A 25850-nucleotide genomic window follows, 5' to 3' on the forward strand; every position below is an offset into this window, starting at 1 on the left:
TTTTATGCCTTGGGATGGATCCCAAGGCATTTTTTATATTAGGCTTTAATTATTATATGTACTTTAATTAAGAAAGGAAGAGAAAATATGGATAAGAGAAAAGTAATAATAGATTGTGATCCAGGAATTGATGATTCATTGGCTATAATCCTTGCACTAAAATCAGAGGAGCTAGAAGTGAAGGGTATAACTATAGTATCAGGGAATGTCCATGGAAAGAAAGGGGCAGAAAATGCATTAAAGATACTTAAGGAGCTAAATAGGTTAGATATACCAGTGTATCTTGGGGAATGTGATCCTATAGAAAGGGAACTGATTACTGCAGAAGATACTCATGGAAGTGATGGACTTGGAGAAAGTTTTTTACCAAGGGTAGAGGAGGTAGCCTATAAAGAAGGTGCAGTAGATTTTATTCTGGATGAGTTAAAATCAGAGGATATCACAGTTATCGCACTAGGACCTTTAACTAATATAGCAAAAGCTTTAGAGAGAGATTGTGTAGGCATAAGAAAAATGAAGGAACTAGTTCTTATGGGAGGTACCTTTAAGAGTTTTGGGAATTGCTCTCAAGTAGCAGAGTTTAATTTCTGGGTTGACCCTCATGGTGTAGAAAAAGTCTTTAAGGAATTAAAAAGGAAGATTACAATGGTGGGATTAGATGTTACTAGACAATGTATTTTAACTCCAAATTATATAGAGATGATAAGGCAGTTTAATGAGCCCCTTGGAGAGCTAATTGTAAAGATAACTAAATTTTATGTGGATTTTCATTGGAACCAAGAAAGAACATTAGGGTGTGTAATTAATGATCCACTAGCAGTAGCATATTTTATTAATCCGGAATTATGCTCTGGAAAAGAATATTTTGTGGATGTAGTTACAGAAGGAAAAGCCATAGGAATGACACTGGTGGACGAAGGGAACTTTTATAGAGAAAAACCAAATTGTTTAGTGTTATCGGAAGTAAATTCAAAGGGTTTTATGGAAATGTTTCTAACAAGAATTTTTCCAAACCATAAAGAGGATATCATCTCAGTTCTAAATAATTCTAAATACGGATTAAATTAAGAATAGGGAGGTTAAAAGTATGAACAGTAAAGAGAATAAGAGAATTATATTTATGGGTTTGGCAGTAGCTATAAATTTAGTAGGAGGATTTATAGCATTGTCATTAAAACTTCCGATTTACATTGATACCATAGGGACTATTTTAGTTTCAATACTATTTGGGCCAGTAAGCGGAGCTATGGTTGGAGGATTATCATCAATTATTAATGGTATAACCTTTGATCCCATATCTTTTTATTTTTTACCAGTACAATTAGTGGTGGGAATAAGTACAGGAATGTTTTTTAAAGATATGAAGATTGGAGTTTTAAAGTTAATTTTAAGGATACTATTAATTACTGTTTTAGGTTCAGCAACGGCAGCAGTTATTGCTTCCTTTGTTTTTAAAGGGGTAACTTCTTCAGGTTCAAGTATTTTAGTTGTAATACTTAAAAATTCAGGAATTAGTATTATTACAGCAGTTTTTTCTACTCAAATTTTTACAGATTTATTAGATAAAGCTGTGAGTTTTGGATTAGTATTTACAATTATTAAAATGCTACCATTAGATATTAAAAGTAAGATTGTTAGGAATGAATAGTATGGATAGATATAATATAATAATAGGAAAAAATAAAAGAGAAATAGTATTACTAAAGGCTTTTCCATGTGTTTGGGGGAAGTGTACATTTTGTGATTATATAGAAGATAATTCAACAGATTCTTCAGAAATCAATGATATTAATAAGTCGGTGTTAAAGGAAGTAAAAGGAACATATGGTACATTAGAAGTAATTAATTCAGGAAGTTGCTTTGAATTACCTAAAGAAACTTTAGAAAATATTAGACAAGTAATAAGAGAAAAGAATATAAAAAAGATGTTTTTAGAAAGCCATTGGTGCTATAGAAATAGGTTGCAAGAAATAAGAGATTTCTTTGGTATTGAAATTGTTTTTAAAATTGGAGTTGAAAGTTTTGATAATAATTTTAGAAATTTAGTATTAAATAAAAATGCTAGATTTAAAGACTATAATGAAGTTAGAAAGTATTTTAGCTCAGTGTGCTTAATGGTAGGTATAAAAGGACAAAGCAAAGAAATGATTAAAAGAGATATTGATATAGTGTTAAATCATTTTGATTATGGGACAATAAATATTTTCACAGAAAATACTACACCTATAAGGAGGGATGAAGAATTAATAAGTTGGTTTGAAAGAGAATATAAATTCCTTAAGGATGTTAGTAAAATTGAAGTGTTATTTGAAAATACAGATTTTGGAGTGGGAGATTAATTTTAAGAATTGCCTTATTAAAAGATAGAATATAAGAGGTGAGCCAATTGGCTCACCACTTATATTATTATATTAATGAAAATTCAATAATCTTATCTAGTAAAGTTGAATAGCTCATGTGAGCAGCCTTCGCACTTTTAGGGAATAAAGAATTTTTAGTCATACCAGGCAAGGTATTTAATTCTAGTACATAAGGTTTGCCATTGCTCACTATTATATCAACTCTAGCATAGGCTTTACAATCAAAGATTCTGTAACATTTTTCAGCTATTTCATTGATTTCACTTTGAAGAGAGTCAGGAAGAATAGCTACTTCCTCTAGAGTATCTATATCATTATACTTGGATTCATAATCAAAGAAAGTGCCTTTATGGATTATAGAAAGAATAGGTAATGTCTCACCATTTAATAGAGGAACAGTATACTCACTACCATTTATATATTCTTCTATAATTATTTCATTTCCATATTTAAATCCTTCTAGAATAGCACTTCTAAGCTCATCTCGACTATAAACTAAGGAAATTCCAAGACTTGAACCACCACTGTTAGGTTTAACTACCATAGGATATTTTAATTTTTCTATTTCTTTTAAATTTACACCTTCATGTTTATATATGCTGATACCATTTGCTATAGGAATACCTTCAGCCTTAAGAATTCTCTTAGATTGTTTTTTATTCATACAGAGAGCACTAGTTAAAGGATTGCTTCCAGAATAAGGAACTCCTAAACTTTCTAAAACACTTTGAATAGTACCATCTTCACCAAATTCTCCATGAAAGGCTAAAAAGGCAAACTCTAAATTTTGAATCTTATCTATAACTTCACTTTTAGAATTTATAATCACAGGAATAACTTCATATTTATTCATATCTAAATTCTTAACCATTTCTTCACCGGATAAAAGGGATATTTCCCTTTCCGAGGAAATTCCACCCATTAATACGCCTACTTTCATATACATCTCTCCTTAAAATTATTTATCTTATACTATAATTTTATTTCAATGAAAGAAAATCGAAAGTACCATAGAGGATGAGATTTTAAGGGTAGGTGGTTTGAATAGAGAAATAAGTTGGGGTTATAGTAGATGAAAATTTTAGTTTGGACAAGGTTAAAGAATTACTTAAAGATGAATAATGATTAAATGTAATATAATTAAAATATGTGGGTATGATCCTTAGTATAATAATTCAACAATTAAGAAATAACTAACAATAGTATAACTGATTTTGAATTTAAACCTTTGATTTAATATAGGTTTAGACAATATACAAAACTAAGGAAAGGAAGCTTACCAGCATATGAGTACTACAATAGAGGATAGCATAAATATAAAAAGAAATTTAAGTATGTTAACAGATTTTTATCAATTAACTATGGCAAATGGATATTTAAAGAAGGACATGAAAGATAGAATAGCATATTTTGATATGTTTTTTAGAAGAATTCCTGATGATGGTGGATATGTAGTAATAGCAGGCCTAGAACAGCTAATAGAATATATAAACAATCTGAGCTTTTCACAAGAAGATATTAATTTCTTAAGGAAGAGAAGGATATTTTCAGAAGATTTTTTGGAGTATTTAAGAAACTTTAAGTTTCAATGCGATATATGGGCTATACCAGAAGGAACAGTAGTGTTTCCTAATGAACCTATTGTAACCGTTAGAGGTCCACTTCCGCAGGCTCAATTAATAGAAACCATGCTACTTTTAACTATAAATCATCAAAGTTTGATTGCAACCAAAGCAAGCAGAATTGTAAGAGTATCACAGGGGAGAGAGGTCTTAGAATTTGGTTCTAGAAGAGCTCAAGGATATGATGGAGCTCTCTTAGGAGCAAGGGCTGCCTATATAGGAGGATGTGTTGGTACTGCCTGTACAATGGTAGAAGGAATCTATGGAATTCCATCAGTAGGAACTATGGCTCATAGCTGGATTCAAAGCTTTGATAATGAATATGAAGCCTTTAAAGCTTATGCAGAAGTTTATCCTACATCAAGTGTGCTTCTTGTAGATACTTATAATACCCTTAAGAGTGGTGTACCTAATGCTATAAAAGTTGCTAAGGAGATATTAGAGCCAAAGGGTAATAGATTAAAAGGAATTAGGTTAGATAGCGGAGACATCGCATATCTTTCAAAATGTGCAAGAAGGATGTTAGATGAAGCGGGAATGAAAGATTGTAAAATAACTGCCTCTAATTCGCTAGATGAATATCTCATAAAAGATTTGCTACTACAAGGGGCAGAAATAGATATCTTTGGAGTAGGGGAAAATTTGATAACATCTAAATCAAGTCCTGTATTTGGCGGTGTATATAAGTTAGTTGCCATAGAAAACGGCCATAAACTGGATTCGAAAATAAAATTAAGTGAAAATCCAGAAAAAGTAACTAATCCAGGGTTTAAAAAGCCATATAGATTTTATGATAAGAAAACCAATAAATCTGTAGGAGATTTACTAGCTTTAAGCAATGAAGAAATAGATGAAAGTAAGCCCTATATTCTTTTTGATCCAATTCATACGTGGAAAAAGACAGTTTTAGCAGATTATTATGTAAAGGAATTGCAAGTAAAAGTTTTTGAAAAAGGTCAATGTGTATATTCTTCTCCTAGTATTAAGGAAATTAGAGATCATTGCAAAAAAGAACTTGAAACTTTATGGGAAGAATCCCTAAGATTAAAAAATCCACATAATTATTATGTAGATTTATCAGAAAAATTATGGACACTAAAGTACGATTTAATTAATAAATATTCTAATGAGGGAAAGTATTCTCAGAAAGAAATTTAGTGATAAAACCTATATAAATATAAAGTAGCTATGGCAAAATAAATCATTTACTAATGTTTATAAAATATTAGACGCAATTAGAGCCTTTATGGGTATCAGAAGTGTAGGTGGCATTATAGAGGTTGACAAGGCTTTCTTTAGGGAGTCTTTTAAAGGCAACCATAAGAAAAGCAGTACCTTTACTATGCCACGAAAGTCCCATAATAGAGGCGTTAAAGGCAATTTTAGTAGTAAGACCGAAAAGAGAAAAAGGGGTATATCCAAGGAACAGATCTGTGTTCTTTGTGCTATCGATAGAACAGGAAATCTTATTACAGAATTTATATGCAAAGGAAGAATGAAACATATAGATTTAGAAAGGCTCTTTACTGGAAGGATTGAGGATGAAGCCATCCTTTGTACGGACTCCCAAAAAAGTTATATTCAGTTCGCCCAGAATTTAGGCATTGAACTTCAACAGATTAAGCGTGGCAAGCATAAAGAAGGAATATATCACATACAGCATATTAATGCTTTCCATAGCAAACTCAAGAAGTAGATGGATAGGTTTAATGGTGTTGAGACTAAATATCTTGCTAACTATGTGTATTGGCTTAAATGGCTTGAAATCTTTAATACAGAGAAGGATACTATAAAGAGTAAAAATCTTTTGGTACAATCTCACACCTATCATACTGATGTAAAATTAAAGGATTTTAGAGCAAGAGAACCAATTTATGTATAAGGTATACTAAATATTTGAAATATTGTGATTTTGTACTGTATAATATAATAAATGAATCTTTGTAGTAAATGACGAATCAAACGAAAGGAGTATTTTATATGGAAAAAATTGACCGACATAAGGAAATATGTGAAAATTTAAATAAGATATATACCGCAAAGAATAAGGATTATGGAGATAGTTTTAGCGAGGGATTTCAAGAGTATGGTTTTATTATGCCTGCAATTAGATTAGAAGATAAATTGCGAAGATATAAGCAATTAATTAAACAGGATGCTGAAGTAAAAGACGAGAGCATTATAGATACGCTATTAGATTTAGCCAATTACTCTATCATGACTATTATTGAAATAGAAAATAGAGATAAAGAGTAATAATGAACAATATTCAAAAAGTCGAACTGAAGGAACTCCTTCTGGAGTTCCTTCAAAAAATGCTATAATACCAACACTATTCTTTAATAAAGCCTTATTTTAAATTATATTATTTTGTGAGATCTCATGTTCTTTAGAGTGAAAATTTTATGGTACAATCATGAGAAGCTTTTGAATTAAATCATAAATTACTTATTTATTAAAGGTAAGCTATTTAAGTCTACGGAGTCTTTTCTATGGTTTAAATTATTTATGGTTTCATGGCCTTTTTCTGTTTTTCCTAAGGCATCTATTAACATATTTTTAGAATTTTGAGTTTGTATTGAATGCTGATCCTTAAACTGTTCTTCATTAGAGAAATCGTCATTAATTTTTAAATGATCTAAATCCTTGTTTAAGGTAGTTACATAATCTAAATCATCATCCATGGCAGATACAATGTTTCTTGGTTTAAATAAAATTTCTTCAAATTTATCATTATATTTAGTAGTCATATTAGACCTCCTTATATTTATAAAATAAAAACTTCTAAATAAGAATATTATAGTAATTACATTAGTAAATGTATTTAGTATTTATAATTACTTAGAAAATATATCTCTAGCTTTAACTACACACCCCTGAATACAAGGTGCAATATATCTAAATTTAGGACGAGGGTTTTCCACAGCAGCTATATATTTATTAACTATGCTATCCATATTAGTTGATTCAGTGACCTTAAAGTATAGATACTGCTTTCGTTGCAATTTATTTATATGATTTTTAAAATATGAATTTATCTTCATCCAATTAAACTGCTTACTTATATTTAATTGATTAAATCCTGTAGCATAGGAGCCAGGTTCAATTAAGATTACAGGAATGTGAACTTTTGGAAGTTGTTTAAGTTCTTTATTTAAGCAATATCCAATAGATTCAAGAGCAAATTTAGTAGAGCAATAAGGAGATAAAAATGGTATAGCTATACGACCAGCTAAGGAGGAAAGAAAGATAATTCTACCACTACCTCTTTTTATCATTTGCTCTAGAACAATCTGAGTCAATTCTATGGGACAAAACACATTAGTTTCGAAGGTAGATCTAAACCTATTTACATCTATTTCAGCTATGGAGCCAGAATCACCTATAGCAGCATTGTTTATTAGTACGTCTATTTTTAAATCTCTAACCTTGTCTCTATCCTCCTTACATAACACATCTAGTTTAAAGTTCTCCATGGGAAGCTTCCATTTTCTATTTAACATATTTAATCTATAAGCTTGTTCATCGGTATGAGTAGTTGCATACACATAATGACCTCTACTAGCTAAGGTTATAGCCGCTTTACGTCCAAGGCCAGATCCACAACCAGTTATTAATATATGATTCAACATTATCACCTCTAATTTAGTATGTGTTTTATTTTACTTATAATTCTTATTATAAAATAATGACTTAAGGAAATTTATCCATAAGTCACTAATAAATGATATAATATTTTAGCTAAAGAAAATTTGTTAGAGCATCTTTAACAACCTCTTTATCATCAAAATGAAGTTTTCTTTCACCTATAATTTGATAGTCTTCATGACCTTTACCAGCAATTATAAGAAAATCTTTATCTTTTAAAAGTTTTAAACCTCGTTCTATAGCATTTTTTCTATTAACAATTTTTTCATAAGGAGTTATGGAAGATAACATACCAGACTCTATATCGTTAATAATTAATTCTGGATTTTCGTTTCTCGGATTATCTGAGGTAATTATACAATAATCTGATAGTGCTCCAGCTATTTTACCCATAATCCCTCGCTTACTTTTATCTCTGTCTCCACCACACCCAAAGATAGTGATAATTCTACCAGTGGTTATTTCTCTTGCCATAATAAGAAGTTTTTCCAAAGCATCAGGAGTATGAGCGTAGTCTACTATTACATTTTTATTTAAATGATTTTTTATTAATTCAATCCTACCAGGAACAGGGTTAACTTTAGAAATTAATTTTAAAATATCTTCTATATTCATATCTAGAGCATAACAGGTAGCTATAGTAGCTAGAATATTGTAGACAGTAAATTTACCAGGAATGTTTACACTAACCTCATTGCAAGAATCTTTTAAAATAATCTTAAAGCTAACAGATCTATTATCGTATACTATATTAGTAGCACGAATATCAGCTGGCTTTTCTATACCATAGGTTAGTATTTTACAAGTGGCATCGTTTATTATTTCAGATGCAATATTATCATCTATATTAATAATTCCTAATTTACACTTATGAAATAATTTCATTTTTTCTTTTTTGTATGCTTCCATAGTACCATGCTCGTCTAAATGGTCTTGGGAGAGATTTGTAAAAATTCCTATATTGAAATCACAAGAATCTACTCTATGATTTGCAAGAGCAGAGGATGTGACTTCCATAACAACACTATCAGCACTGTTATCACTAAAATATCTTAATGCTTCTTGAAGTTCTAAAGCTTCTGGAGTAGTAGGGGTTGTTTTACTCATGTTCACTTTCTTATTTGTCATATCAAAGCCTAGAGTGCCTATGGTGCCTATAATTTTTCCGTAATTCTCTAGGACATCTTTGATATAATGTACAATTGTAGTTTTTCCATTTGTCCCCGTCACCCCTATAAGTTCTATTTCTTTTGAGGGTTCATTATAAAACAGATTAGCTATATTAGCTAAAGCAATTCTGGTATTCTTTACTTTTATAATAACTATATCTTGATTTGTATAATTAACATCCTTTTCAACTAATATGGCTACAGCGCCATTTTTAACAGCTTTATTGATAAAGTCATGACCATCTACATTATTACCACTTATGCATATAAATAAAGAATTTGACTTTACTTTTCTAGAATCATAGCATACATTATCAATATTTATATTTACATGTCCATTTATTAGGGTGTAACTTATTTCATTAAGTAATTTATATAACTTCATTATTATTCCTCCGTCATCTAATAAATTCTTATACTTTTATTATACGGAGTGAATTTGCAATAAATAGTGCTTTAATTGCTTAAAATATTGCAAAAAATGCTTATGAAATAATGAGTTAGTATAAAATAATTTATTTGTAGGGATCATAGCTACCTTTGAATTCTTCATGTTGAATATCAGATGGACGTTTGAAAAATATGGTTGCTGGTTCATAAAATTCAGTAAAGGAGTGAAGAAGGCCCATATGAACTTTTGCTATTACTTTTTCATTATTTTTTGTAATAGTATGTTCAGGACTATAAGTAAATGCAAATATAATAAAACTAAAAAAGCTAAATATTAATATAAGTAAAGTAGCTAAAGTAAAGGTAAGAGTTTTTAAAAATTTATGTTCACATAAATTGCATAAAGCCGTAGCAACAAAAATTATTATACTAATCCCGCTTAGGTATAAACAAATACTTGCAATCATATCAATCCATCCTCTAAAATACAAGTCTAGAGGTTTTATAATAATGCTTATAGATAAATAAATAATTGCTATTAAGGAATTGATGATTAATAAATATAATAATATTTTGTAGTTTTTTGGAATTTTAGCATTAAATTCTTTTAACATTTTTTATTTCCTCCTATAAGTAAAAATCTTAGATGAATAAAAGTTTACAATCTAAGATTATCATAGGTATTAAAATATTACAACAAATTTTTATTGCATTTCAATAAAAATTTGTTGATGTATATAGTATATTGGGAAATGTTAATGCAGAATAGTATCTCATCACTCTACTTATTTGATAAATTTACAACAACAACTTCGGGACGATTGAATAATCTCTGTGGAGCAAGACTGTTACCAAGACCTCTACTAATTACTAAAGATGTAGAATTTAGTTTATGAATACCATTTGTATACTTTGGGAAGAAACCTTGGTTTGGAGCTATAAGTCCACCTAAAAAAGGAAGTCTAATTTGTCCACCATGGGCATGGCCAGAAAATACTAAATCAATATTTTCCTTAGAATAAAGTTTAATTAGTTCGGGTCTATGAGAAAGTAAGATAGTAAATTTATTATTACTTTCAGTTTTTAGATTACCTAATATCTCATCAAATCCTAAGGGCGAGGTATTATATTCTGAACTAATTATGGAGTTAGAAGAGATATCCGCAAGGCCTAAAAGAGAAATACTATCACCATTTAACTCTATATCTTTATGAGTGTCGCCCATATTTATAACTCCGCATTCTTCAAGGGCAATCTTTAAATCATTATATAGATTCGATCTTTCTTCATGGTTTCCGGAGACATAGTATACAGGAGCTATATCTGTGGCTGATTTCATATAGGAAAGAGCTATATGCATATCATCTATAGTGGTTCTACGACTATCGATTAAATCACCAGTAACCACAATTATATCTGGATTAAGTTCTTTAGTTAGAGATATTAATTTTTTCTGATTCTTTCCAAATTCTTTATTGTGTAAATCAGATATATGAAGTATTTTGTATCCATTAAAGCTATTAGGAATTTTTGAGTTTACATAATTTATATTAGTTACAATTATACTATTGTTTTGCCAATAGCAAAAAATCATGATGATTATCAGAAAAAGTGCAATAATAATTAATTTTTTTATAGTGATTATGTTTTTGTAAATCATAGTTAACCTCCTCGTGCAGATTAATAAGTATCGTATTACCATATAACAGAGTAATATATAGGCTAGTATATTTCTAGTATACATAAATATATTTTCCTACTAAACATTAACGAATAATAGTTAACAGTTATGTAATAAATATAAGTTTAACATAAAAATAGAATAAGATATTACATAGAAAATATAAAATTATATACTATAAACCTTTGATAATTTTATTTAGAATTTATTGACACTAAAAATTCATAGTGATAAAATATGAAATTGGGAATCAGTTTCATATTTAAGGAGAGATGAAAAGTGAGTACAAGTAATGGATATAAAACTAAACAACGTGATTTAATTTTAAATTACTTTATAGAAAATAGATCTAAACATGTAACTGCAGAGGATATAGTAATACACCTTAATAATGAAGGAACATCAGTAGGAAAATCAACGGTTTACAGATATCTAGATAAGCTTATAGAGCAGGGTGCTATTAGAAAGTACTTTATTGAAGAGGGAATTGGAGCTTGTTATCAATATCAAGATGAGAATAATGATTGTGAAGAACATTTTCATTTAAAATGTATTGATTGTGGTAGACTCATACATCTTCAATGTAATTACCTTGCAGAAGCTGATGAGCATATTTTACATCATCATAATTTTAGAATAGACAGTAGAAAAACCGTGTTATATGGACACTGTGGTAAGTGTCATCGGTAAGACAAGGAGAAGGATAGAATGAAAAGAAAATTAGTATCAATTTTTATTACAGCTATATTTTTAATGGGTATGTTGACTGGATGTACATCTAAGGTCAATGAAGACGAAAATAAGAATTCATTAACGAAGGATTCGAATAAAATCACTGTTGTAGCTACTTTATTCCCACAATATGATTTTGCACGTGAAATCGTAGGAGATAAAGGCGAAGTTGTAATGCTTATGGACCAAGGAGTAGAAAGTCATACCTATGAACCTACTCCAGCAGATATAATTAAAATAAACAAATCAGATTTATTTATATATACTGGAGAATATATGGAACCTTGGGCAAAAACTATAATTGATAGTATTGACAATGCGGATCTTAAAGTTTTAGATGTATCTAAAAACATAAATTTAGATAAAAGTGCAGATGGTCATGATGAAGAAGAACATAGCCATGGTGAAGAAGAACATAGCCATATATATGACCCACATATTTGGACTAGTCCTATTAATGCTAAAATCATGGTAGATAATATTCTAGAATCATTATGTACTACTGACCCTGATAATGCAGAATACTATAAAGAAAATGCTAATAACTATAAATTAGAGTTAGATAAGTTAGATAAAGAGTTTAGAACTATTGTAGAAAATGGAGTAAGAAAAAAAATTATTTTTGGAGATAGATTTGCAATGCATTACTTTGCAAAGGAGTATGGTCTTGACTATGAGGCTGCCTTTGATTCTTGTAGCGAGGACTCAGAGCCAAGCGTAAAGAGGGTAGCAGAGCTTACTAATGAGATCAAAGAAGAAAATATACCAGTAGTTTATTATGGAGAACTTTCAAGTACAAAAGTAGCTAAGACCATAAGTGATGAAACAGGGGCTAAAATGTTATTATTACATTCTTGCCATAATGTATCTAAAGCTGATTTTCAAAGAGGAGTTACTTATATTAGCTTAATGAAACAGAATGCAGAAAACTTGAAAGTAGGTGTTAATTAGTATGGCTTTAATTTATTGTGAAGATTTAACTATGAGCTATGAAAATAGCATAGTTCTAAAAGATATAAATTTTGAAATTAATGAAGGTGACTACATATGTATAGTTGGAGAAAATGGCTCAGGTAAGAGTACCTTAATAAAAGGCTTATTGGGAATTAAAGCACCTAAGTCTGGAAGAATTAGATTTGGAGATGGCGTAAGGCAAAATCAAATAGGATATGTACCTCAACAAACTAGTATTCAGAAAGATTTTCCAGCCTCAGTTTTTGAAGTGGTTTTATCAGGATGTTTAAATAAAAGAGGATTTAAACCTTTCTTTTCCAAAAAGGAAAAGAAAATGGCTTTAGATAGTATGAGAAAATTAGGAATAGAAGATTTAATAAAGAAATCCTATGCTGATTTATCAGGGGGGCAACAGCAAAGAGTACTTTTATCAAGAGCTTTATGTGCTACAGAAAAGCTATTACTTTTAGATGAGCCAGTAACAGGACTTGATCCTGTTGTAACTGCTGAGTTCTATGAATTAATTAAAAAGCTTAATAAAGAAAATAAAATTACTATTATTATGGTGTCACATGACATTACTAGTGCAATAGAAAATGCCAATAAGATACTTCATATAGATGGAAAAGTCTTATTTTATGGAAGTACAGAAGAATATAGAAATAGTGATGTGAGTAATAGATTTATAGGGGGTGTTGCTAGTGTTTAGTCTATTTCAAGAATTATTCTCCTATGGATTTATAATAAGAGCCTTAATTGTTGGAAGTTTAGTTTCATTGTGTGCAGCTCTTTTAGGAGTAAGCTTAGTACTAAAAAGATATTCTATGATAGGAGATGGTCTTTCTCACGTTGGATTTGGAGCTCTATCTGTTGCTATGGCTATGAATTTAGCACCTCTTCAAGTATCAGTACCGGTAGTAGTTTTAGCAGCATTTTTACTTCTTAGAATTAGTGAAAATAGTAAAATTAAAGGTGATGCAGCCATTGCTCTTATATCAACTAGTGCGTTAGCTATAGGTGTAATTGTAACTTCTATTACTACAGGTATGAATACAGATGTATATAACTATATGTTTGGAAGTGTTTTAGCTATGAGCAAAGGAGATGTATACCTTAGCTTAAGCTTATCTGCGGTAGTACTTATTTTATTTATAGTATTTTATAATAAAATTTTTGCAGTTACATTTGATGAAAATTTTGCAAAAGCAACAGGTACAAAGATAAAAGGATATAATATGCTTATTGCATTTTTAACAGCTATTACTATTGTAATAGGAATGAGAATTATGGGTACTATGTTAATATCTAGTCTTATTATTTTTCCTGCCCTTACATCAATGAGAGTATGTAGAAGCTTTAGATCAGTGGTAATCTCTTCTTCTATAGTATCAATAGTTTGCTTTTTCTTTGGTATTATGGCATCCTTTGCTTTTTCAACTCCAGCAGGAGCTAGCATAGTAGTAGTAAATATTATAGCATTTATGATATTTTCTTTAATAGGATTGATTAAGAAGAGAATATAGATTTATATATAGATATGGCTTAAAATGGAGGGGATATGATGTACAGTTTTAAAAATGATTATAGTGAAGGAGCACATCCAAGAATATTAGAAGCCTTAGCTAAATGTAATTTACAGCAGAGTGAAGGTTACGGAGAAGATCTATTTACAGTAAGAGCAATTAAATTAATTAAAGAAAAAATAAGAAGAGAAGATATAGATGTTCATCTTTTAGTAGGAGGAACCCAAACTAATCTTACTGCAATATCAGCTTTTTTAAGACCTCACGAAGCAGTTATTGCAGCTAAAACAGGTCATGTATTAGTCCATGAAACTGGAGCTATTGAGGCTACGGGACACAAAGTTATTTCTGTAGATGTGGAAGATGGAAAATTAACAAGAGGAAATATAGAAGCTGTAATAGAAGAACATACTGATGAACATATGGTAAAGCCGAAGCTTATATATATTTCAAACTCCACAGAAATAGGAACAATATATAAAAAAGAAGAATTAGAAGAGTTAAGCCAGGTATGCAGAGAAAATGATTTATATCTTTATCTTGATGGTGCACGATTAGGATCAGCTCTATGTTCTAAAGAGAATAATATGGAAATCCATGAATTAGCTCAATTAGTTGATGCGTTTTATATAGGAGGAACTAAAGGAGGAGCTTTAATGGGAGAGGCTCTCATAATATGTAGAGATTCTTTGAAGAAGGATTTCAGATATCATATCAAACAAAAGGGAGCTCTACTTGCAAAGGGAAGACTATTAGGGATTCAATTTGAAGAATTATTTAAGGATAACCTATACTTTGACTTAGCAATTCATGCTAATAATATGGCAGAGATTCTTAAAAGAGGTATTGAAGATGCAGGTTACAGTTTTATGATAAATTCATCTAGTAATCAAATATTTCCTATATTGCCTAATGGTTTAATTAAAAAACTTGAGGAGAAATATTTATTTATAATTTGGGAAAAAGTTGATAAAGAAAACTCAGCTATTCGTCTTGTTACATCTTGGGCAACAGATGAGAAAAAAGTATTAGAATTTATATCCGATGTAAAACTATATAATTAATCTATAAAAAGATAGAAGACTAAAATATACTAGTTAATTCTATCTTTTTTATTATATAGCAACAGAAATATTAGACTAAATATTAGCATTATATTGAAAAGTGGGAATATTGTATAAAATTATGATAAAATTATTATATGCATAATTAATAAGTTGTAAAAATGTAATAAAATTCATAAAGGGTATTGACAGTTACCTTACGTAACCTTCTAAAATATTAGTATGGGGTAAGGTATACAATTACTTTGGAGGGATAAATATGAATGATCATAAATTTTATACCACAGGGGAATTTGCAAAGAAGGCTGGAGTTACTATTAGAACTATTAGATATTATGATAGTAAAGGAATTCTTAAACCATCTTATCTCAATAATTTAGGATATAGATATTACTCCGATGAAGATTTCATAAAATTAAAAAAGATATTAGCTTTAAAATATCTAGGATTATCCTTAGATGAAATTATAAGCACAGAAAAGTGTGACTACAAGAAAGAGGATCTAATAAATTCTCTGAAACTTCAGAAAAGTATTATTAAAAATAAGATGAACAATATAAAGGAAGTATTAAACGCTATAGAAACTGCAGAATTTAGTATGAGTGAGAACTCTAATATGAAATGGGAGGAAGCTATTGATGTAATAAAATCTCTAGAGAGTGAGAAGGCGTTATTACAACGTAGTAGAGATGTATCTAATTTAAATGAAGGTGTTAAGCTAATGGATAGATTCTCTACTAATAAGTATGGTTGGTACTCCTGGGTATTTGATAATATAAATATTAAAAAGAATGATAAAGTTTTAGAGGTAGGTTGTGGTAATGGAGTCTTATGGGCTAAAAATATGGACAATCTATACAAAAATGTAGATGTTACTTTAACAGAAATCTGTGAAGATATGATGGATGAAGCAAAATTAAACTTAAGAGATAATTCCAATAGATTTAATTTCATAATAACTGACTTGAATTCATTACCGTTTAGTGATAACAGCTTTGATATAGTAATTGCTAATCATATATTATTTTTTATGAAGGATATAGATTTGGCTTTATCTGAAATTAAGAGGGTAGTTAAACCTGGAGGTTTAGTATATTGTTCTACCTTTGGAAGTAATCATATGAAGGAACTACAAGAGTTAATGTTAAGTTTTAGTAGTAGTATACGTATATATGAAGACAAGCTATCTTCTAAATTTGGTCTTGAAAATGGTAAGGGTATACTCAATAGATATTTTAATAAGGTAGAGAAAGTTTTATATGATGATAAGCTTATTGTTAACGATACTAATGGCATATTAGAATATATCTATTCCATACCTGGAAATATACTAGATATCATTGATAATAAGAAAAAAGAGTTTGAAAGTTATATCAAGAAAAATATTGATAAAAATGGAGAAATTTATATAACTAGTAACTTAGGGTTATTTAAAGCTGAAAATATATGAAAGTCCATGTGATTTTATTCATATCAACTATAAACTTTAGAAAGTTACTTGAAAAGTGTAAACTTTTACTTGTGTAAACCAATATTACATAATTTAATTTATCATTTGAATTATGGGATATTGATATTATAAATAAAAAATTGTTAGATTGAATAAAGTAATTTTAACTAACAAAATATTACATGAGAAGGGGAAGAGTTATGGGGATAAATGTTACAAGCGAAATTAAGCCATTGAAAAAAGTCTTGTTGCATAGGCCTGGCGCTGAAATTGAAAATTTAACACCGGAATATCTAGAAAGATTACTATTTGATGATATTCCTTATTTAAAAGTAGCCCAGGAAGAGCACGATGCTTTTGCACAGGTTTTAAGGAACAATGGAGTAGAGGTTGTGTATTTACATGAATTAGCTGCAGAAGTAATAAAAGAACCTGATGTTAAAGATGAATTTATTAAACTATTTATAAAAGAGGCAAGGGTAGAAAGTGATCAAGCTCAAGAGGATTTATATGATTATTTAAATAGCTTTAAGTGTAATGAGGAATTAATTAAAAAGACGATGGCTGGAATTAGTAAATCAGAATTGCCAAAGGTTAAAACAAAACATTTAGAAGATTATGTAAATCAATCATATCCTTTTATTACAGATCCGATGCCAAACCTTTATTTTACAAGAGATCCCTTTGCATCTATAGGTAATTCTGTAAGTTTAAACAGAATGTATTCTGAAACTAGAAATAGAGAAACAATATATGCACATTTTATATTTAAATATCATCCAGATTTTAAGGGAACTCACAGAGTATACGATAGGGATTTTGAATACAATATAGAGGGTGGAGATATACTGAATATATCAGAAAAGGTTCTTGCTATAGGAATATCTCAAAGAACAACACCACAGGCTATTGAGAAAATATCGGAGAGAATATTCTTTGAAACACCAGATAATAAAATTGAAACTGTATTAGCATTCAAGATACCAAAAACAAGAGCTTATATGCATCTAGATACAGTATTTACTCAGGTTGACTATGATAAGTTCACTATTCACCCACAAATAGAAGGGCCTCTTGAAATATTTGAATTAACTAAAGGGGAACAGGGGAAAGTAAAATTAGTTAAAGAGAGTATGACTTTACAAGAAATATTGTCTAAATATTTAGAATGTGATGTGAAATTGATTAGATGTGGTGGTGGAGATTATGTAATTTCACAAAGAGAACAATGGAATGATGGTTCTAATACCTTATGTATAAGACCAGGTGAAGTTATAGTATACTCAAGAAACTATGTAACAAATAAAATATTAACGGATTATGGAATAAAAACTCATATTATACCATCATCAGAATTATCAAGAGGTCGTGGAGGCCCAAGATGTATGTCTATGCCTTTAATTCGTGAACCTTAAAGAAATAAATCTAATTAAGCTTATTAATATTGTAAATTTAATTTTGAAAATAAAACTTTACAAAATAAGAAATCTTCTTTAAGTATCTAATAATAAAATACTAAAGAAGAATAAAATAAAACTAAACACAATTATTATAACATATTAGGAGGAGTATAACAATGGCTATTAATTTAAGAGGACGTTCATTTTTGAAATTATTGGATTTCACATCAGAAGAGATTAGATATTTATTAGATTTATCTAAGAACTTCAAAAATTTAAAGAGAGCAGGAGTACCACATAAATATTTGGAAGGAAAGAATGTTGCAATACTATTTGCTAAAGATTCTACTAGAACAAGATGTGCTTTTGAAGTAGGAGCTATGGATTTAGGAATGGGTGTTACTTATTTAGGACCTACAGGTTCTCAAATGGGTAAAAAAGAATCTATTGCAGATACAGCTAGAGTGCTAGGTAGAATGTATGATGGTATAGAATATAGAGGCTTTGAACAAGAAATAGTTGAAGAATTATCAGCTTATGCAGGAGTTCCAGTTTGGAATGGATTAACAAATGAATTCCATCCAACTCAAATGCTTGCAGATTTATTAACTATAGAAGAGAAATTTGGAACATTAAAAGGAATTAATTTTGTATACATGGGTGATGCTAGAAATAATATGGGGAACTCTTTAATGGTTGCTTGTGCAAAAATGGGTTTAAACTTTACAGCTTGTGCACCTAAAGAATTATTCCCTGCTGAAGAGTTAGTTAAAACTTGTAAAGCAATTGCTGATGAAAATGGTTGTACTATAACATTAACTGAAGATGTCTTACAAGGAACCAAAAATGCAGATGTAATTTATACTGATGTTTGGGTTTCTATGGGAGAACCAGATGAGGTTTGGGAAGCAAGAATAAAAGAATTAAGACCATATCAAGTAAACAAAGCTGTTATGGAAAATGTTAATTCAGAAGCTATATTCATGCATTGTTTACCAGCATTCCATGATTTAAAAACTACAGTTGGAAAAGAAATGGGAGAAAAATTTGGAATGACTGAAATGGAAGTTACTGATGAAGTGTTTGAATCAAAACAATCTGTAGTATTTGATGAAGCTGAAAATAGAATGCATACAATTAAAGCAGTTATGGCTGCAACTATAGGGCTATAATAATTAAGCTCCTTTCTTACCGTTAGGAAAGGAAGGGGCTTAACCTAATATTTAACTAACTAATTAAATATTATATTCTGAACATATTTTATTTTAAATTATATATGAGGTGAATTAAATGAAAAAACTAGTAATAGCTTTAGGGGGAAATGCCTTAGGAAAAACAGCAGAAGAACAATTAGAGCTAGTTAAACATACAGCAAAAACTATCGTTGACTTAGTAGAAGAAGGATATAATGTAATTGTTGGACATGGTAATGGTCCACAAGTAGGAATGATAAACTTAGCCATGGAGTTTGCAGCAAATAGTGGGGCTAACACTCCATTAATGCCTTTCGCAGAGTGTGGTGCCATGAGTCAAGGATATATTGGATATCATTTACAACAATCAATTAGATCAGAGCTTTTATCTAGAGGAATTAAAAAAAATGTTGCTACTATAGTTACTCAAGTAGTAGTTGATGAAAAGGATGAAGCCTTTACAAACTTAAGTAAACCAGTAGGAATGTTCTATAGCAAAGAAGAAGCTGAAAAAATAGCTACTGAAAAAGGATTTACCTTTGTTGAAGACGCTGGTAGAGGATACAGAAGAGTAGTTGCATCTCCGCAGCCACAAAAAATTGTAGAACTTGAAACAGTTAAACAATTAGTTGAGCAAGGGACTATAGTCATTACTGTTGGTGGTGGTGGTATTCCTGTAGTAGAAGAATTAGATGGATCTCTTAGAGGTGTTGCAGCAGTTATAGATAAAGATAAATCAAGTGCTAAACTTGCAAAGGATCTAGGTGCAGAAATGCTAGTTATTTTAACAGCTGTTGATAGGGTTTGTATAAACTTCAATAAACCAAACCAAGAAGAATTATCAGAAATTAATTTAGAAGAAGCAGATAAATATATAAAAGAAGGTCATTTTGCTAAAGGGTCAATGTTACCAAAAGTAGAAGCATGTATGGACTATGTAAGGTTCACTAATAATGGTAAAGCCCTAATTACTTCTTTAGAAAGAGCTAAAGAAGCATTACATGGTAGCACAGGAACTATAATAACAAAATAGTGGTATTTTCTTAGATTAAATTAGACGAGGAAGGAGGATTTATAGCATATTATAAAGATGTTTTAAGTCCTCCTTTTTATATATAAATACTAACAATGATGCTATAATTCTTATAGGTAACTAAATAATTAATCACGGAGGAATATAAATATGATTACTATTGTAGCAAAAAAGACTATTAATAAAGAGAAAAAAGAAGAGTTTAAAAATTTAGCAAGCAAACTTATAGATGAGAGTAGAAAAGAGGAAGGATGTATAGAATATGAACTGTATGAAGATTTAAATAACAGTAGTGTAGTTGCATTTATTGAGCGTTGGGAAAATGAAGAAGCAATAAAATTACATAATAGTACTAAGCACTTCACCACTCTTGTGCCAGAGCTTGCCAAATTTCAGGAAGGTGAAACAGAAATAACCCTTTATAAAAAGTTATAGATAGAAGACCTATTTCATGAAAAGTGTTGAAATAGGTCTTTATAATATTAATAAAAAGGACTAAATAATTATAGAACAGCCTTTAAATAGAAAAATTATTACAAAGATAATAGTAAATAAAATTAATTCAGCCTTTGCAAAGTTTTTAATATTAGTATTCATATCAGTAAAAGCCATAATAAACATTGCAATTATATTTATGAAGGGAATAACCATGATAATCATAATTACGATCCATGTTCCAGTAGAAACTACATCTTCTCTTCCATTATTGTAGCTACCTAAAGTCACATTATCATAATTTGAGTGTTTTGGATTATTCAAGTTTTTAAGTCCATTAAAGTCATCATTCACTTAAATATCACTCCTTAATTAGTATTAAATTCATGTATAAAAATACATGTTATTAAGATGAAAAATAGCTTCTATACAAATATACTTTAGAGATAAAAGTTTTATGAAATATATTTTAAAATAAAATGAAGTTTATTACAGATATTATAAAGCCTTAAAGATAACCATACAATTATCTTTAAGATTAATGAATAATATAATTATTAGTATAGAAAAATATATATATCAAACAAAATAAATATTAGTTTTCTATTGTAATTTTATTAGTTTTGGAATAAAGTAATAATTGATGAAAAATTTCTAAGTTATATTAGAAGGGTACATAATAGAAATAGGAATTTGACAGTAAAATTTAACTAAATGCTAATATAACATAAGTAGCATTTTAACGGAGGAGAATTTATATGGATATTAACTTAATTGGAGTACCTCTTTATTATGGATGTGATAGAGCAGGCGTAGAAAATGGACCAGATGCACTAAGAGAAAATGGAATTAGAGAATTGTTGGAAAATCATAAAAATAAGGTATATGATTTAGGGAATATATATGTTGATAATACAAAGAATAAGCAACCTTTTGCGGCCGGAGTAAATGCAAAATACATTAATGAAATTTTAGAAGTAACTGAGAATCTAGCTCATTCAGTTTATGGAGCTCTTTGTAGTGGAGGTTTTCCTATAACCTTAGGTGGAGATCATGCACTAGCTACAGGAAGTGTCGCAGGAGTAAGTAAGTATTTCAACGGAGATATAGCTGTAATATGGATTGATGCTCATGGAGATATAAATACATTTGAGACAAGTCCCTCAGGAAATGTTCATGGTATGCCTTTAGCTGCATCTATGGGATTTGGAGATAAATCTTTAACAAATTTATATTTTGATGGCATCAAAGTTAAAAAAGAAAATGTATTTATAATTGGGGCAAGAGATTTAGATGAAGGTGAGCTTCAACTAATTAAAGATATAGATTTAACTGTTTGGAATATGGAGAAAGTAAGAGAAATAGGTGTAGAACAAGTATGTCAAGAACTTTTAGAAGCTTTAGAGGTACGAGGAATAAAAAATATTCATCTTAGTTTTGACATAGATTCTGTAGATCCAGAAATAATGAAAGGTACAGGAACCCCAGTGCCAGGTGGATTCAATATAAATGATGCAGAAAAGTTATTAACTAGTATATTTAATACTAGACTAGTTAAATCTATGGATTTCGTAGAATTTAATCCATCTTTAGATGAAAGTGATATGACTGCAAAAAACTGCATTGCATTAATAAAGAAAATAGGAGAATTAATATAGATATAAAAATAAATAATTAGAATATGTAGAAATGTAGTATAATATGATTAAGAATATATTTTTATATGAAAATTAGTTAAAATAAAAATGGAGGTAATAGTTATGCAAGTTACAAAGGAAATGACTATTGGAGAAGTAATAAGACAAAATGAAAAATCAGCAGAAGTCTTAATGAGTTTTGGTATGGGATGTGTTGGGTGTCCTTCAGCACAAGCAGAAACACTTGAAGAGGCATGCATGGTTCATGGATTAGAAATAGATGATTTATTAAGCAAGCTTCAAGCCATTTAAGAATAAAATATAAGTTTAAAGATGTTACCTAGGTAGCATCTTTTTTTATGTATTTATTCTATGACTTATTTATAACAGTCCTATTATAATAACTGGGTAAGTGTATCTTTTATGGTAAATAAAAAGTGGGTAGTCTAGAATTAGTAATTTCATGCATAAAATTTGCTACTTTAAAAGATAATATATTAGAAAACTAATAATTGGAGGGTAATAAAATGAAATCAGTACATTATAACGTTTCAGGATTAGTAAACTCAGAAAGTAGAACTAAGTTAAATAATTCTTTAGATAAAATTGAAGGAGTACAACAAGTTTGTGTAGATATAGGAAGAGGAACAGTAGAAGTAAATTATAATAGTCCAGCAACTCCAGAAGAAATTAAAAATTGTATTTGCCATACAGGATATAAAATAAATTAAAAACTAAAGATAACATAGACATAGAAGATATAATAAAATGGGAAATATGATATTGATTTCTATGATAAATGAGGAGAGTTAAGATGGATTATAATTTTTCAATTGGTTTTAAGCCACAACATCAGAATGTACAGCCAGGTATTGAAAGTAAAATGGAACCAAAACCTATATATGAAATAGAAGACTATCATAAAACGTCAGATAGATTAAAGGGGAAAATAGCTTTAATTACAGGTGGAGATAGTGGCATAGGTAGGGCTATTTCTCTGCTATATGCAAAAGAAGGAGCAAAGGTATGTATCATTTATTTAAATGAACATGAAGATGCTAAAGAAACTAAAAAGCTCATTGAAGAAAGAGGCGGAGAGTGTTTGCTTATCGCTGGAGATATTGGTAATGAAGCTTTTTGTAAAGATGCTATAAAAAAGGTGATAGAAAAGTATGGAGTTATAAATATATTTGTATCAAATTCAGCGGAACAGCATGAATGTCAACAAATTAATGAAATAACTAGTGAACAGTTGCATAAAACCTTTGATACAAACTTCTTTGGAGCATTTTATTTAACAAAGGAAGTGCTTTTTCATATGAAGAAGGGAGATTGTATAATATATACTACTTCTATAACAGCTTATGAGGGTAATGAAACTTTAATAGATTATTCTTGTACCAAAGGAGCTTTGACGGCTTTAACTAGAAGTTTAGCAAAGTCATTAGCAGCTAAAGGTATAAGAGTAAATGCAGTGGCACCAGGTCCAGTATGGACTCCACTTATACCATCATCATTTGATGCAAATAAAGTATCTACTTTTGGTAGTAATACTTTATTTAAGAGGGCTGGGCAACCAGTTGAAATTGCAGAAAGCTATGTGTTTTTAGCTGGAGAAGGAGCTTCCTTTATAACTGGGGAAACTATTCATATAAACGGTGGTCAATTTATAACTAGTTAATAATATAATCATCTGTACTAATTAAAAGTAGTACAGATGATACTGTCAACATTTTGTATTTTATTGAGAATTCCAATAATAGATTCCATGAGCCTATGCATAGAGCAACTATTTAACATTTTAAAAAGTTAAATATTTAAATAGTTTTCTTGGTAACTTGTTAAAACGTTAAAATGCTCCATATATCTAAGTATATATTTGTTAAAAGAGGTTATATATCGAATAGAGATATTAGTTTCATGAAAAACTCTATATTTAGCTAGCAGGATGAGTTAACTAATTGATTTATATGAATATAGATTACGAGATAAGTAGATGATGAAGCTATTATCTACTTATTTTATATAATATAAATTTTCATATACTAATCCTTAACATCCTAAAATTAATTCTTTCTAATTTTACATATATGGTATAATAATGATTTAAGGCAAACTATTGGTTTTTACATATATTTTAATAATTACATAGTAAAAATTAATAGTAATATGTAAGACTTAGGAGGTATAAATATGAAAGGGATAGCCTTTATAGGTGGACTTTTAATAGATGGTACAGGAAAGGAGCCTATAGAAAATTCATTAGTCCTTGTTGAAAATAAGAAGATTCTTTATGCTGGAACTATGCAAGACATAGAAGGGGGCTATGAAACTATAGATATATCTGGGAAAACCATTATGCCTGGACTTATAGACTCTCATCTACATTTCAGTGGAAATAAAACAGATAACGATACTGAATGGGTTTTAGAGCCTGTGATACAAAAAACTATAGTAGCTGTTGCTCAAGCCAAAGAAGCATTAGAGCATGGACTAACATCCGTAGGTGAAATTTCTCGCTCTGGAATTTATCTTAGGAACATGATTGAAGAAGGAATAATACCTGGACCACGTATAGTTGCAACAGGATTAGGTTTTTGTAGAACTTCGGGTCATGGGGATTCGCATAATTTACCATTGGAATATAATGAGAATTCACATCCATGGGCAGAAAGAGTGGATGGACCATGGGATCTACGTAAAGCCATCAGAAAAAGAATTCGTGAAAATCCTGATGCCATAAAAATATGGTCTACAGGAGGCGGAATATGGAGACACGATGCTAAAGCGGCTTCTCATTATTGTATAGAGGAGATACAAGCGGTAGTAGATGAGTGCAATATGGTTGGATTACCAGTTTGGTCTCATGCGGAAGGGTATGAAGGAGCATTAAATTCATGTAAAGCAGGAGTTTCTGCTATAATACATGGTCAGGAATTGAATGAAGAATGCCTAGAAATTATGAAGGAAAAGGATATAAGCTTTTGTCCAACCCTACAATTTTTCTACGAGTGGTTTACAGTGTACGAGCCTCCTTATAGAAAAATTCTAGATGATTATGAAGGAAATACAGTAGCTGAAAAGGAACTAAATCGTATCATAAGTAATTTGCGAAATGCAAATAAGAAAGGTATAAGGATAACTGTAGGTTCAGATTCCTTCTGCAGTAGTTTAACTCCTTATGGAGAATATGCAATTACAGAAATGTATACCCTTTGTAAGGCTGGACTTACAAATATGGAAGTAATTTTAGCAGCCACTAAAAATGGCGCAGAAATGCTTAAGATAGAGAATATAACAGGTACTTTAGAATCTGGAAAGTTTGCTGATATTATCGTGTTAAATGGTAATCCATTAAAGGATATTCATGATATAAGAAGTGATAAAATGGATGTAATAATGAAAGAAGGTACCTTCGTAAAGAAACTTATAAATTAATATTATAAAAGAGTTATTTTAAAATGATCTAAAACTTAGATTAATACTTGATTAGTATTTAAGTTATTAAATTACTAATCAGATATTATATGAAAAGTAATAAATTATTTTGAGATAGCTC

The 25850-nt window shown here is 29.7% G+C and carries 28 protein-coding genes and 1 pseudogene; 22 read left to right on the forward strand and 7 right to left on the reverse strand.

What is annotated here, in order from left to right; translation table 11 throughout:
* The first annotated feature begins 87 nt into the window (after positions 1-87).
* The 3 genes from B3W71_RS11000 to B3W71_RS11010 are packed head-to-tail and all read left to right on the forward strand — an operon-like array spanning position 88 to position 2339.
* Entirely contained in the window at positions 88-1068 is a 981-nt protein-coding gene (locus B3W71_RS11000) for a nucleoside hydrolase (protein ID WP_346888974.1), read from the forward strand.
* 19 nt (positions 1069-1087) lie between these two features.
* Positions 1088-1648, forward strand: coding sequence for an ECF transporter S component (locus B3W71_RS11005; protein ID WP_346888975.1), 561 nt, complete (start codon positions 1088-1090; stop codon positions 1646-1648).
* 1 nt (position 1649) lies between these two features.
* Complete coding sequence (locus tag B3W71_RS11010; RefSeq protein WP_346888976.1) at positions 1650-2339, forward strand: radical SAM protein; 690 nt, start codon at positions 1650-1652, stop codon at positions 2337-2339.
* Positions 2340-2406: 67 nt separating this feature from the next.
* Here the strand turns inward: B3W71_RS11010 and B3W71_RS11015 are convergent, their stop codons facing one another.
* Complete coding sequence (locus B3W71_RS11015; protein ID WP_346888977.1) at positions 2407-3300, reverse strand: D-alanine--D-alanine ligase; 894 nt, start codon at positions 3298-3300, stop codon at positions 2407-2409.
* A 346-nt stretch (positions 3301-3646) separates the two neighbouring features.
* Here B3W71_RS11015 and B3W71_RS11020 point away from each other — a divergent pair, with 346 nt between their 5' ends.
* The 4 genes and pseudogenes from B3W71_RS11020 to B3W71_RS11035 all read left to right on the forward strand — a co-directional run bounded on the left by B3W71_RS11020 (position 3647) and on the right by B3W71_RS11035 (position 6238).
* Positions 3647-5140, forward strand: a complete 1494-nt coding sequence (locus tag B3W71_RS11020) for a nicotinate phosphoribosyltransferase (RefSeq protein ID WP_346888978.1) — start codon at positions 3647-3649, stop codon at positions 5138-5140.
* Between the two features lie 58 nt (positions 5141-5198).
* Positions 5199-5678: pseudogene (locus tag B3W71_RS11025) on the forward strand (IS1595 family transposase); the annotation flags it as partial.
* Positions 5679-5864: a hypothetical protein gene (locus tag B3W71_RS11030; protein ID WP_346888979.1), complete on the forward strand. Its 186-nt coding sequence runs from the start codon at positions 5679-5681 to the stop codon at positions 5862-5864.
* A 98-nt stretch (positions 5865-5962) separates the two neighbouring features.
* Entirely contained in the window at positions 5963-6238 is a 276-nt protein-coding gene (locus B3W71_RS11035) for a nucleotide modification associated domain-containing protein (protein ID WP_346888980.1), read from the forward strand.
* A gap of 188 nt (positions 6239-6426) precedes the next feature.
* Here B3W71_RS11035 and B3W71_RS11040 read toward each other — a convergent pair whose 3' ends face one another.
* From B3W71_RS11040 to B3W71_RS11060, 5 genes are all read right to left on the reverse strand, one after another.
* Positions 6427-6732, reverse strand: a complete 306-nt coding sequence (locus tag B3W71_RS11040; protein ID WP_346888981.1) for a hypothetical protein — start codon at positions 6730-6732, stop codon at positions 6427-6429.
* 87 nt (positions 6733-6819) lie between these two features.
* Positions 6820-7611 carry an SDR family NAD(P)-dependent oxidoreductase gene (locus B3W71_RS11045; protein ID WP_346889017.1) on the reverse strand — a complete coding sequence of 264 codons (792 nt, stop codon included), beginning with the start codon at positions 7609-7611 and terminating at the stop codon, positions 6820-6822.
* A 112-nt stretch (positions 7612-7723) separates the two neighbouring features.
* A complete protein-coding gene (locus B3W71_RS11050) occupies positions 7724-9184 on the reverse strand; it encodes a UDP-N-acetylmuramoyl-L-alanyl-D-glutamate--2,6-diaminopimelate ligase (RefSeq protein ID WP_346888982.1) in 1461 nt (486 codons plus the stop codon).
* Positions 9185-9314: 130 nt separating this feature from the next.
* Entirely contained in the window at positions 9315-9803 is a 489-nt protein-coding gene (locus B3W71_RS11055) for a hypothetical protein (RefSeq protein WP_346888983.1), read from the reverse strand.
* A gap of 167 nt (positions 9804-9970) precedes the next feature.
* On the reverse strand, positions 9971-10849 hold the full coding sequence (locus B3W71_RS11060) for a metallophosphoesterase (RefSeq protein WP_346888984.1): 879 nt from the start codon (positions 10847-10849) through the stop codon (positions 9971-9973).
* Between the two features lie 300 nt (positions 10850-11149).
* Here B3W71_RS11060 and B3W71_RS11065 point away from each other — a divergent pair, with 300 nt between their 5' ends.
* The 10 genes from B3W71_RS11065 (at position 11150) to B3W71_RS11110 (ending at position 20654) form a co-directional block, all read left to right on the forward strand.
* Positions 11150-11560: a Fur family transcriptional regulator gene (locus B3W71_RS11065; protein WP_346888985.1), complete on the forward strand. Its 411-nt coding sequence runs from the start codon at positions 11150-11152 to the stop codon at positions 11558-11560.
* Positions 11561-11578: 18 nt separating this feature from the next.
* Positions 11579-12553, forward strand: a complete 975-nt coding sequence (locus B3W71_RS11070; protein ID WP_346888986.1) for a metal ABC transporter substrate-binding protein — start codon at positions 11579-11581, stop codon at positions 12551-12553.
* A 1-nt stretch (position 12554) separates the two neighbouring features.
* Positions 12555-13265: a metal ABC transporter ATP-binding protein gene (locus B3W71_RS11075; RefSeq protein ID WP_346888987.1), complete on the forward strand. Its 711-nt coding sequence runs from the start codon at positions 12555-12557 to the stop codon at positions 13263-13265.
* Complete coding sequence (locus B3W71_RS11080) at positions 13258-14079, forward strand: metal ABC transporter permease (protein WP_346888988.1); 822 nt, start codon at positions 13258-13260, stop codon at positions 14077-14079. Before B3W71_RS11075 ends, B3W71_RS11080 begins: the two co-directional genes overlap by 8 nt.
* A 38-nt stretch (positions 14080-14117) precedes the next feature.
* A complete protein-coding gene (locus B3W71_RS11085) occupies positions 14118-15143 on the forward strand; it encodes a low specificity L-threonine aldolase (protein WP_346888989.1) in 1026 nt (341 codons plus the stop codon).
* Between the two features lie 259 nt (positions 15144-15402).
* Positions 15403-16593 carry a MerR family transcriptional regulator gene (locus B3W71_RS11090; RefSeq protein WP_346888990.1) on the forward strand — a complete coding sequence of 397 codons (1191 nt, stop codon included), beginning with the start codon at positions 15403-15405 and terminating at the stop codon, positions 16591-16593.
* A gap of 182 nt (positions 16594-16775) precedes the next feature.
* On the forward strand, positions 16776-18008 hold the full coding sequence (gene arcA / locus B3W71_RS11095; RefSeq protein ID WP_414632020.1) for an arginine deiminase: 1233 nt from the start codon (positions 16776-16778) through the stop codon (positions 18006-18008).
* A gap of 161 nt (positions 18009-18169) precedes the next feature.
* The gene (gene argF, locus B3W71_RS11100) at positions 18170-19165 is read left to right on the forward strand and encodes an ornithine carbamoyltransferase (RefSeq protein ID WP_346888992.1); all 996 of its coding nucleotides are present in this window, start codon (positions 18170-18172) and stop codon (positions 19163-19165) included.
* Positions 19166-19283: 118 nt separating this feature from the next.
* Complete coding sequence (arcC, locus tag B3W71_RS11105; protein WP_346888993.1) at positions 19284-20219, forward strand: carbamate kinase; 936 nt, start codon at positions 19284-19286, stop codon at positions 20217-20219.
* Between the two features lie 150 nt (positions 20220-20369).
* The gene (locus B3W71_RS11110) at positions 20370-20654 is read left to right on the forward strand and encodes a putative quinol monooxygenase (protein WP_346888994.1); all 285 of its coding nucleotides are present in this window, start codon (positions 20370-20372) and stop codon (positions 20652-20654) included.
* 60 nt (positions 20655-20714) lie between these two features.
* Here the strand turns inward: B3W71_RS11110 and B3W71_RS11115 are convergent, their stop codons facing one another.
* Positions 20715-21008, reverse strand: a complete 294-nt coding sequence (locus tag B3W71_RS11115) for a hypothetical protein (protein WP_346888995.1) — start codon at positions 21006-21008, stop codon at positions 20715-20717.
* 404 nt (positions 21009-21412) lie between these two features.
* Here B3W71_RS11115 and rocF point away from each other — a divergent pair, with 404 nt between their 5' ends.
* From rocF to B3W71_RS11140, 5 genes are all read left to right on the forward strand, one after another.
* Positions 21413-22312 (forward strand): arginase, encoded by a 900-nt coding sequence (gene rocF, locus B3W71_RS11120; protein ID WP_346888996.1) that lies wholly within the window; start codon positions 21413-21415, stop codon positions 22310-22312.
* 102 nt (positions 22313-22414) lie between these two features.
* Positions 22415-22603 carry a DUF1858 domain-containing protein gene (locus tag B3W71_RS11125; protein ID WP_346888997.1) on the forward strand — a complete coding sequence of 63 codons (189 nt, stop codon included), beginning with the start codon at positions 22415-22417 and terminating at the stop codon, positions 22601-22603.
* Positions 22604-22818: 215 nt separating this feature from the next.
* Positions 22819-23022: a heavy metal-associated domain-containing protein gene (locus tag B3W71_RS11130; protein ID WP_346888998.1), complete on the forward strand. Its 204-nt coding sequence runs from the start codon at positions 22819-22821 to the stop codon at positions 23020-23022.
* An 83-nt stretch (positions 23023-23105) separates the two neighbouring features.
* Positions 23106-23972 carry an SDR family oxidoreductase gene (locus B3W71_RS11135; protein ID WP_346888999.1) on the forward strand — a complete coding sequence of 289 codons (867 nt, stop codon included), beginning with the start codon at positions 23106-23108 and terminating at the stop codon, positions 23970-23972.
* 512 nt (positions 23973-24484) lie between these two features.
* Complete coding sequence (locus B3W71_RS11140) at positions 24485-25729, forward strand: amidohydrolase family protein (protein WP_346889000.1); 1245 nt, start codon at positions 24485-24487, stop codon at positions 25727-25729.
* Positions 25730-25850: the final 121 nt, after the last annotated feature.

The sequence above is a fragment of the Clostridium sp. UBA1056 genome, assembly GCA_002316385.1.
Taxonomy (GTDB): Bacteria; Bacillota; Clostridia; order Clostridiales; family Clostridiaceae; genus Clostridium_J.

What these genes read in the sequence shown, in the direction of transcription:
- B3W71_RS11010 (WP_346888976.1), top strand. Translation starts at nt 1,650, where the DNA reads ATGGATAGATATAATATAATAATAGGAAAAAATAAAAGAGAAATAGTA.
- arcC (WP_346888993.1), top strand. Translation starts at nt 19,284, where the DNA reads ATGAAAAAACTAGTAATAGCTTTAGGGGGAAATGCCTTAGGAAAAACA.
- B3W71_RS11085 (WP_346888989.1), top strand. Translation starts at nt 14,118, where the DNA reads ATGTACAGTTTTAAAAATGATTATAGTGAAGGAGCACATCCAAGAATA.
- B3W71_RS11035 (WP_346888980.1), top strand. Translation starts at nt 5,963, where the DNA reads ATGGAAAAAATTGACCGACATAAGGAAATATGTGAAAATTTAAATAAG.
- B3W71_RS11000 (WP_346888974.1), top strand. Translation starts at nt 88, where the DNA reads ATGGATAAGAGAAAAGTAATAATAGATTGTGATCCAGGAATTGATGAT.
- B3W71_RS11075 (WP_346888987.1), top strand. Translation starts at nt 12,555, where the DNA reads ATGGCTTTAATTTATTGTGAAGATTTAACTATGAGCTATGAAAATAGC.
- argF (WP_346888992.1), top strand. Translation starts at nt 18,170, where the DNA reads ATGGCTATTAATTTAAGAGGACGTTCATTTTTGAAATTATTGGATTTC.
- B3W71_RS11050 (WP_346888982.1), bottom strand. Translation starts at nt 9,184, where the DNA reads ATGAAGTTATATAAATTACTTAATGAAATAAGTTACACCCTAATAAAT.
- B3W71_RS11110 (WP_346888994.1), top strand. Translation starts at nt 20,370, where the DNA reads ATGATTACTATTGTAGCAAAAAAGACTATTAATAAAGAGAAAAAAGAA.
- B3W71_RS11135 (WP_346888999.1), top strand. Translation starts at nt 23,106, where the DNA reads ATGGATTATAATTTTTCAATTGGTTTTAAGCCACAACATCAGAATGTA.
- rocF (WP_346888996.1), top strand. Translation starts at nt 21,413, where the DNA reads ATGGATATTAACTTAATTGGAGTACCTCTTTATTATGGATGTGATAGA.
- B3W71_RS11125 (WP_346888997.1), top strand. Translation starts at nt 22,415, where the DNA reads ATGCAAGTTACAAAGGAAATGACTATTGGAGAAGTAATAAGACAAAAT.
- B3W71_RS11040 (WP_346888981.1), bottom strand. Translation starts at nt 6,732, where the DNA reads ATGACTACTAAATATAATGATAAATTTGAAGAAATTTTATTTAAACCA.
- B3W71_RS11015 (WP_346888977.1), bottom strand. Translation starts at nt 3,300, where the DNA reads ATGAAAGTAGGCGTATTAATGGGTGGAATTTCCTCGGAAAGGGAAATA.
- B3W71_RS11070 (WP_346888986.1), top strand. Translation starts at nt 11,579, where the DNA reads ATGAAAAGAAAATTAGTATCAATTTTTATTACAGCTATATTTTTAATG.
- B3W71_RS11055 (WP_346888983.1), bottom strand. Translation starts at nt 9,803, where the DNA reads ATGTTAAAAGAATTTAATGCTAAAATTCCAAAAAACTACAAAATATTA.
- B3W71_RS11090 (WP_346888990.1), top strand. Translation starts at nt 15,403, where the DNA reads ATGAATGATCATAAATTTTATACCACAGGGGAATTTGCAAAGAAGGCT.
- B3W71_RS11005 (WP_346888975.1), top strand. Translation starts at nt 1,088, where the DNA reads ATGAACAGTAAAGAGAATAAGAGAATTATATTTATGGGTTTGGCAGTA.
- B3W71_RS11140 (WP_346889000.1), top strand. Translation starts at nt 24,485, where the DNA reads ATGAAAGGGATAGCCTTTATAGGTGGACTTTTAATAGATGGTACAGGA.
- arcA (WP_414632020.1), top strand. Translation starts at nt 16,776, where the DNA reads ATGAGAAGGGGAAGAGTTATGGGGATAAATGTTACAAGCGAAATTAAG.
- B3W71_RS11060 (WP_346888984.1), bottom strand. Translation starts at nt 10,849, where the DNA reads ATGATTTACAAAAACATAATCACTATAAAAAAATTAATTATTATTGCA.
- B3W71_RS11130 (WP_346888998.1), top strand. Translation starts at nt 22,819, where the DNA reads ATGAAATCAGTACATTATAACGTTTCAGGATTAGTAAACTCAGAAAGT.
- B3W71_RS11020 (WP_346888978.1), top strand. Translation starts at nt 3,647, where the DNA reads ATGAGTACTACAATAGAGGATAGCATAAATATAAAAAGAAATTTAAGT.
- B3W71_RS11030 (WP_346888979.1), top strand. Translation starts at nt 5,679, where the DNA reads ATGGATAGGTTTAATGGTGTTGAGACTAAATATCTTGCTAACTATGTG.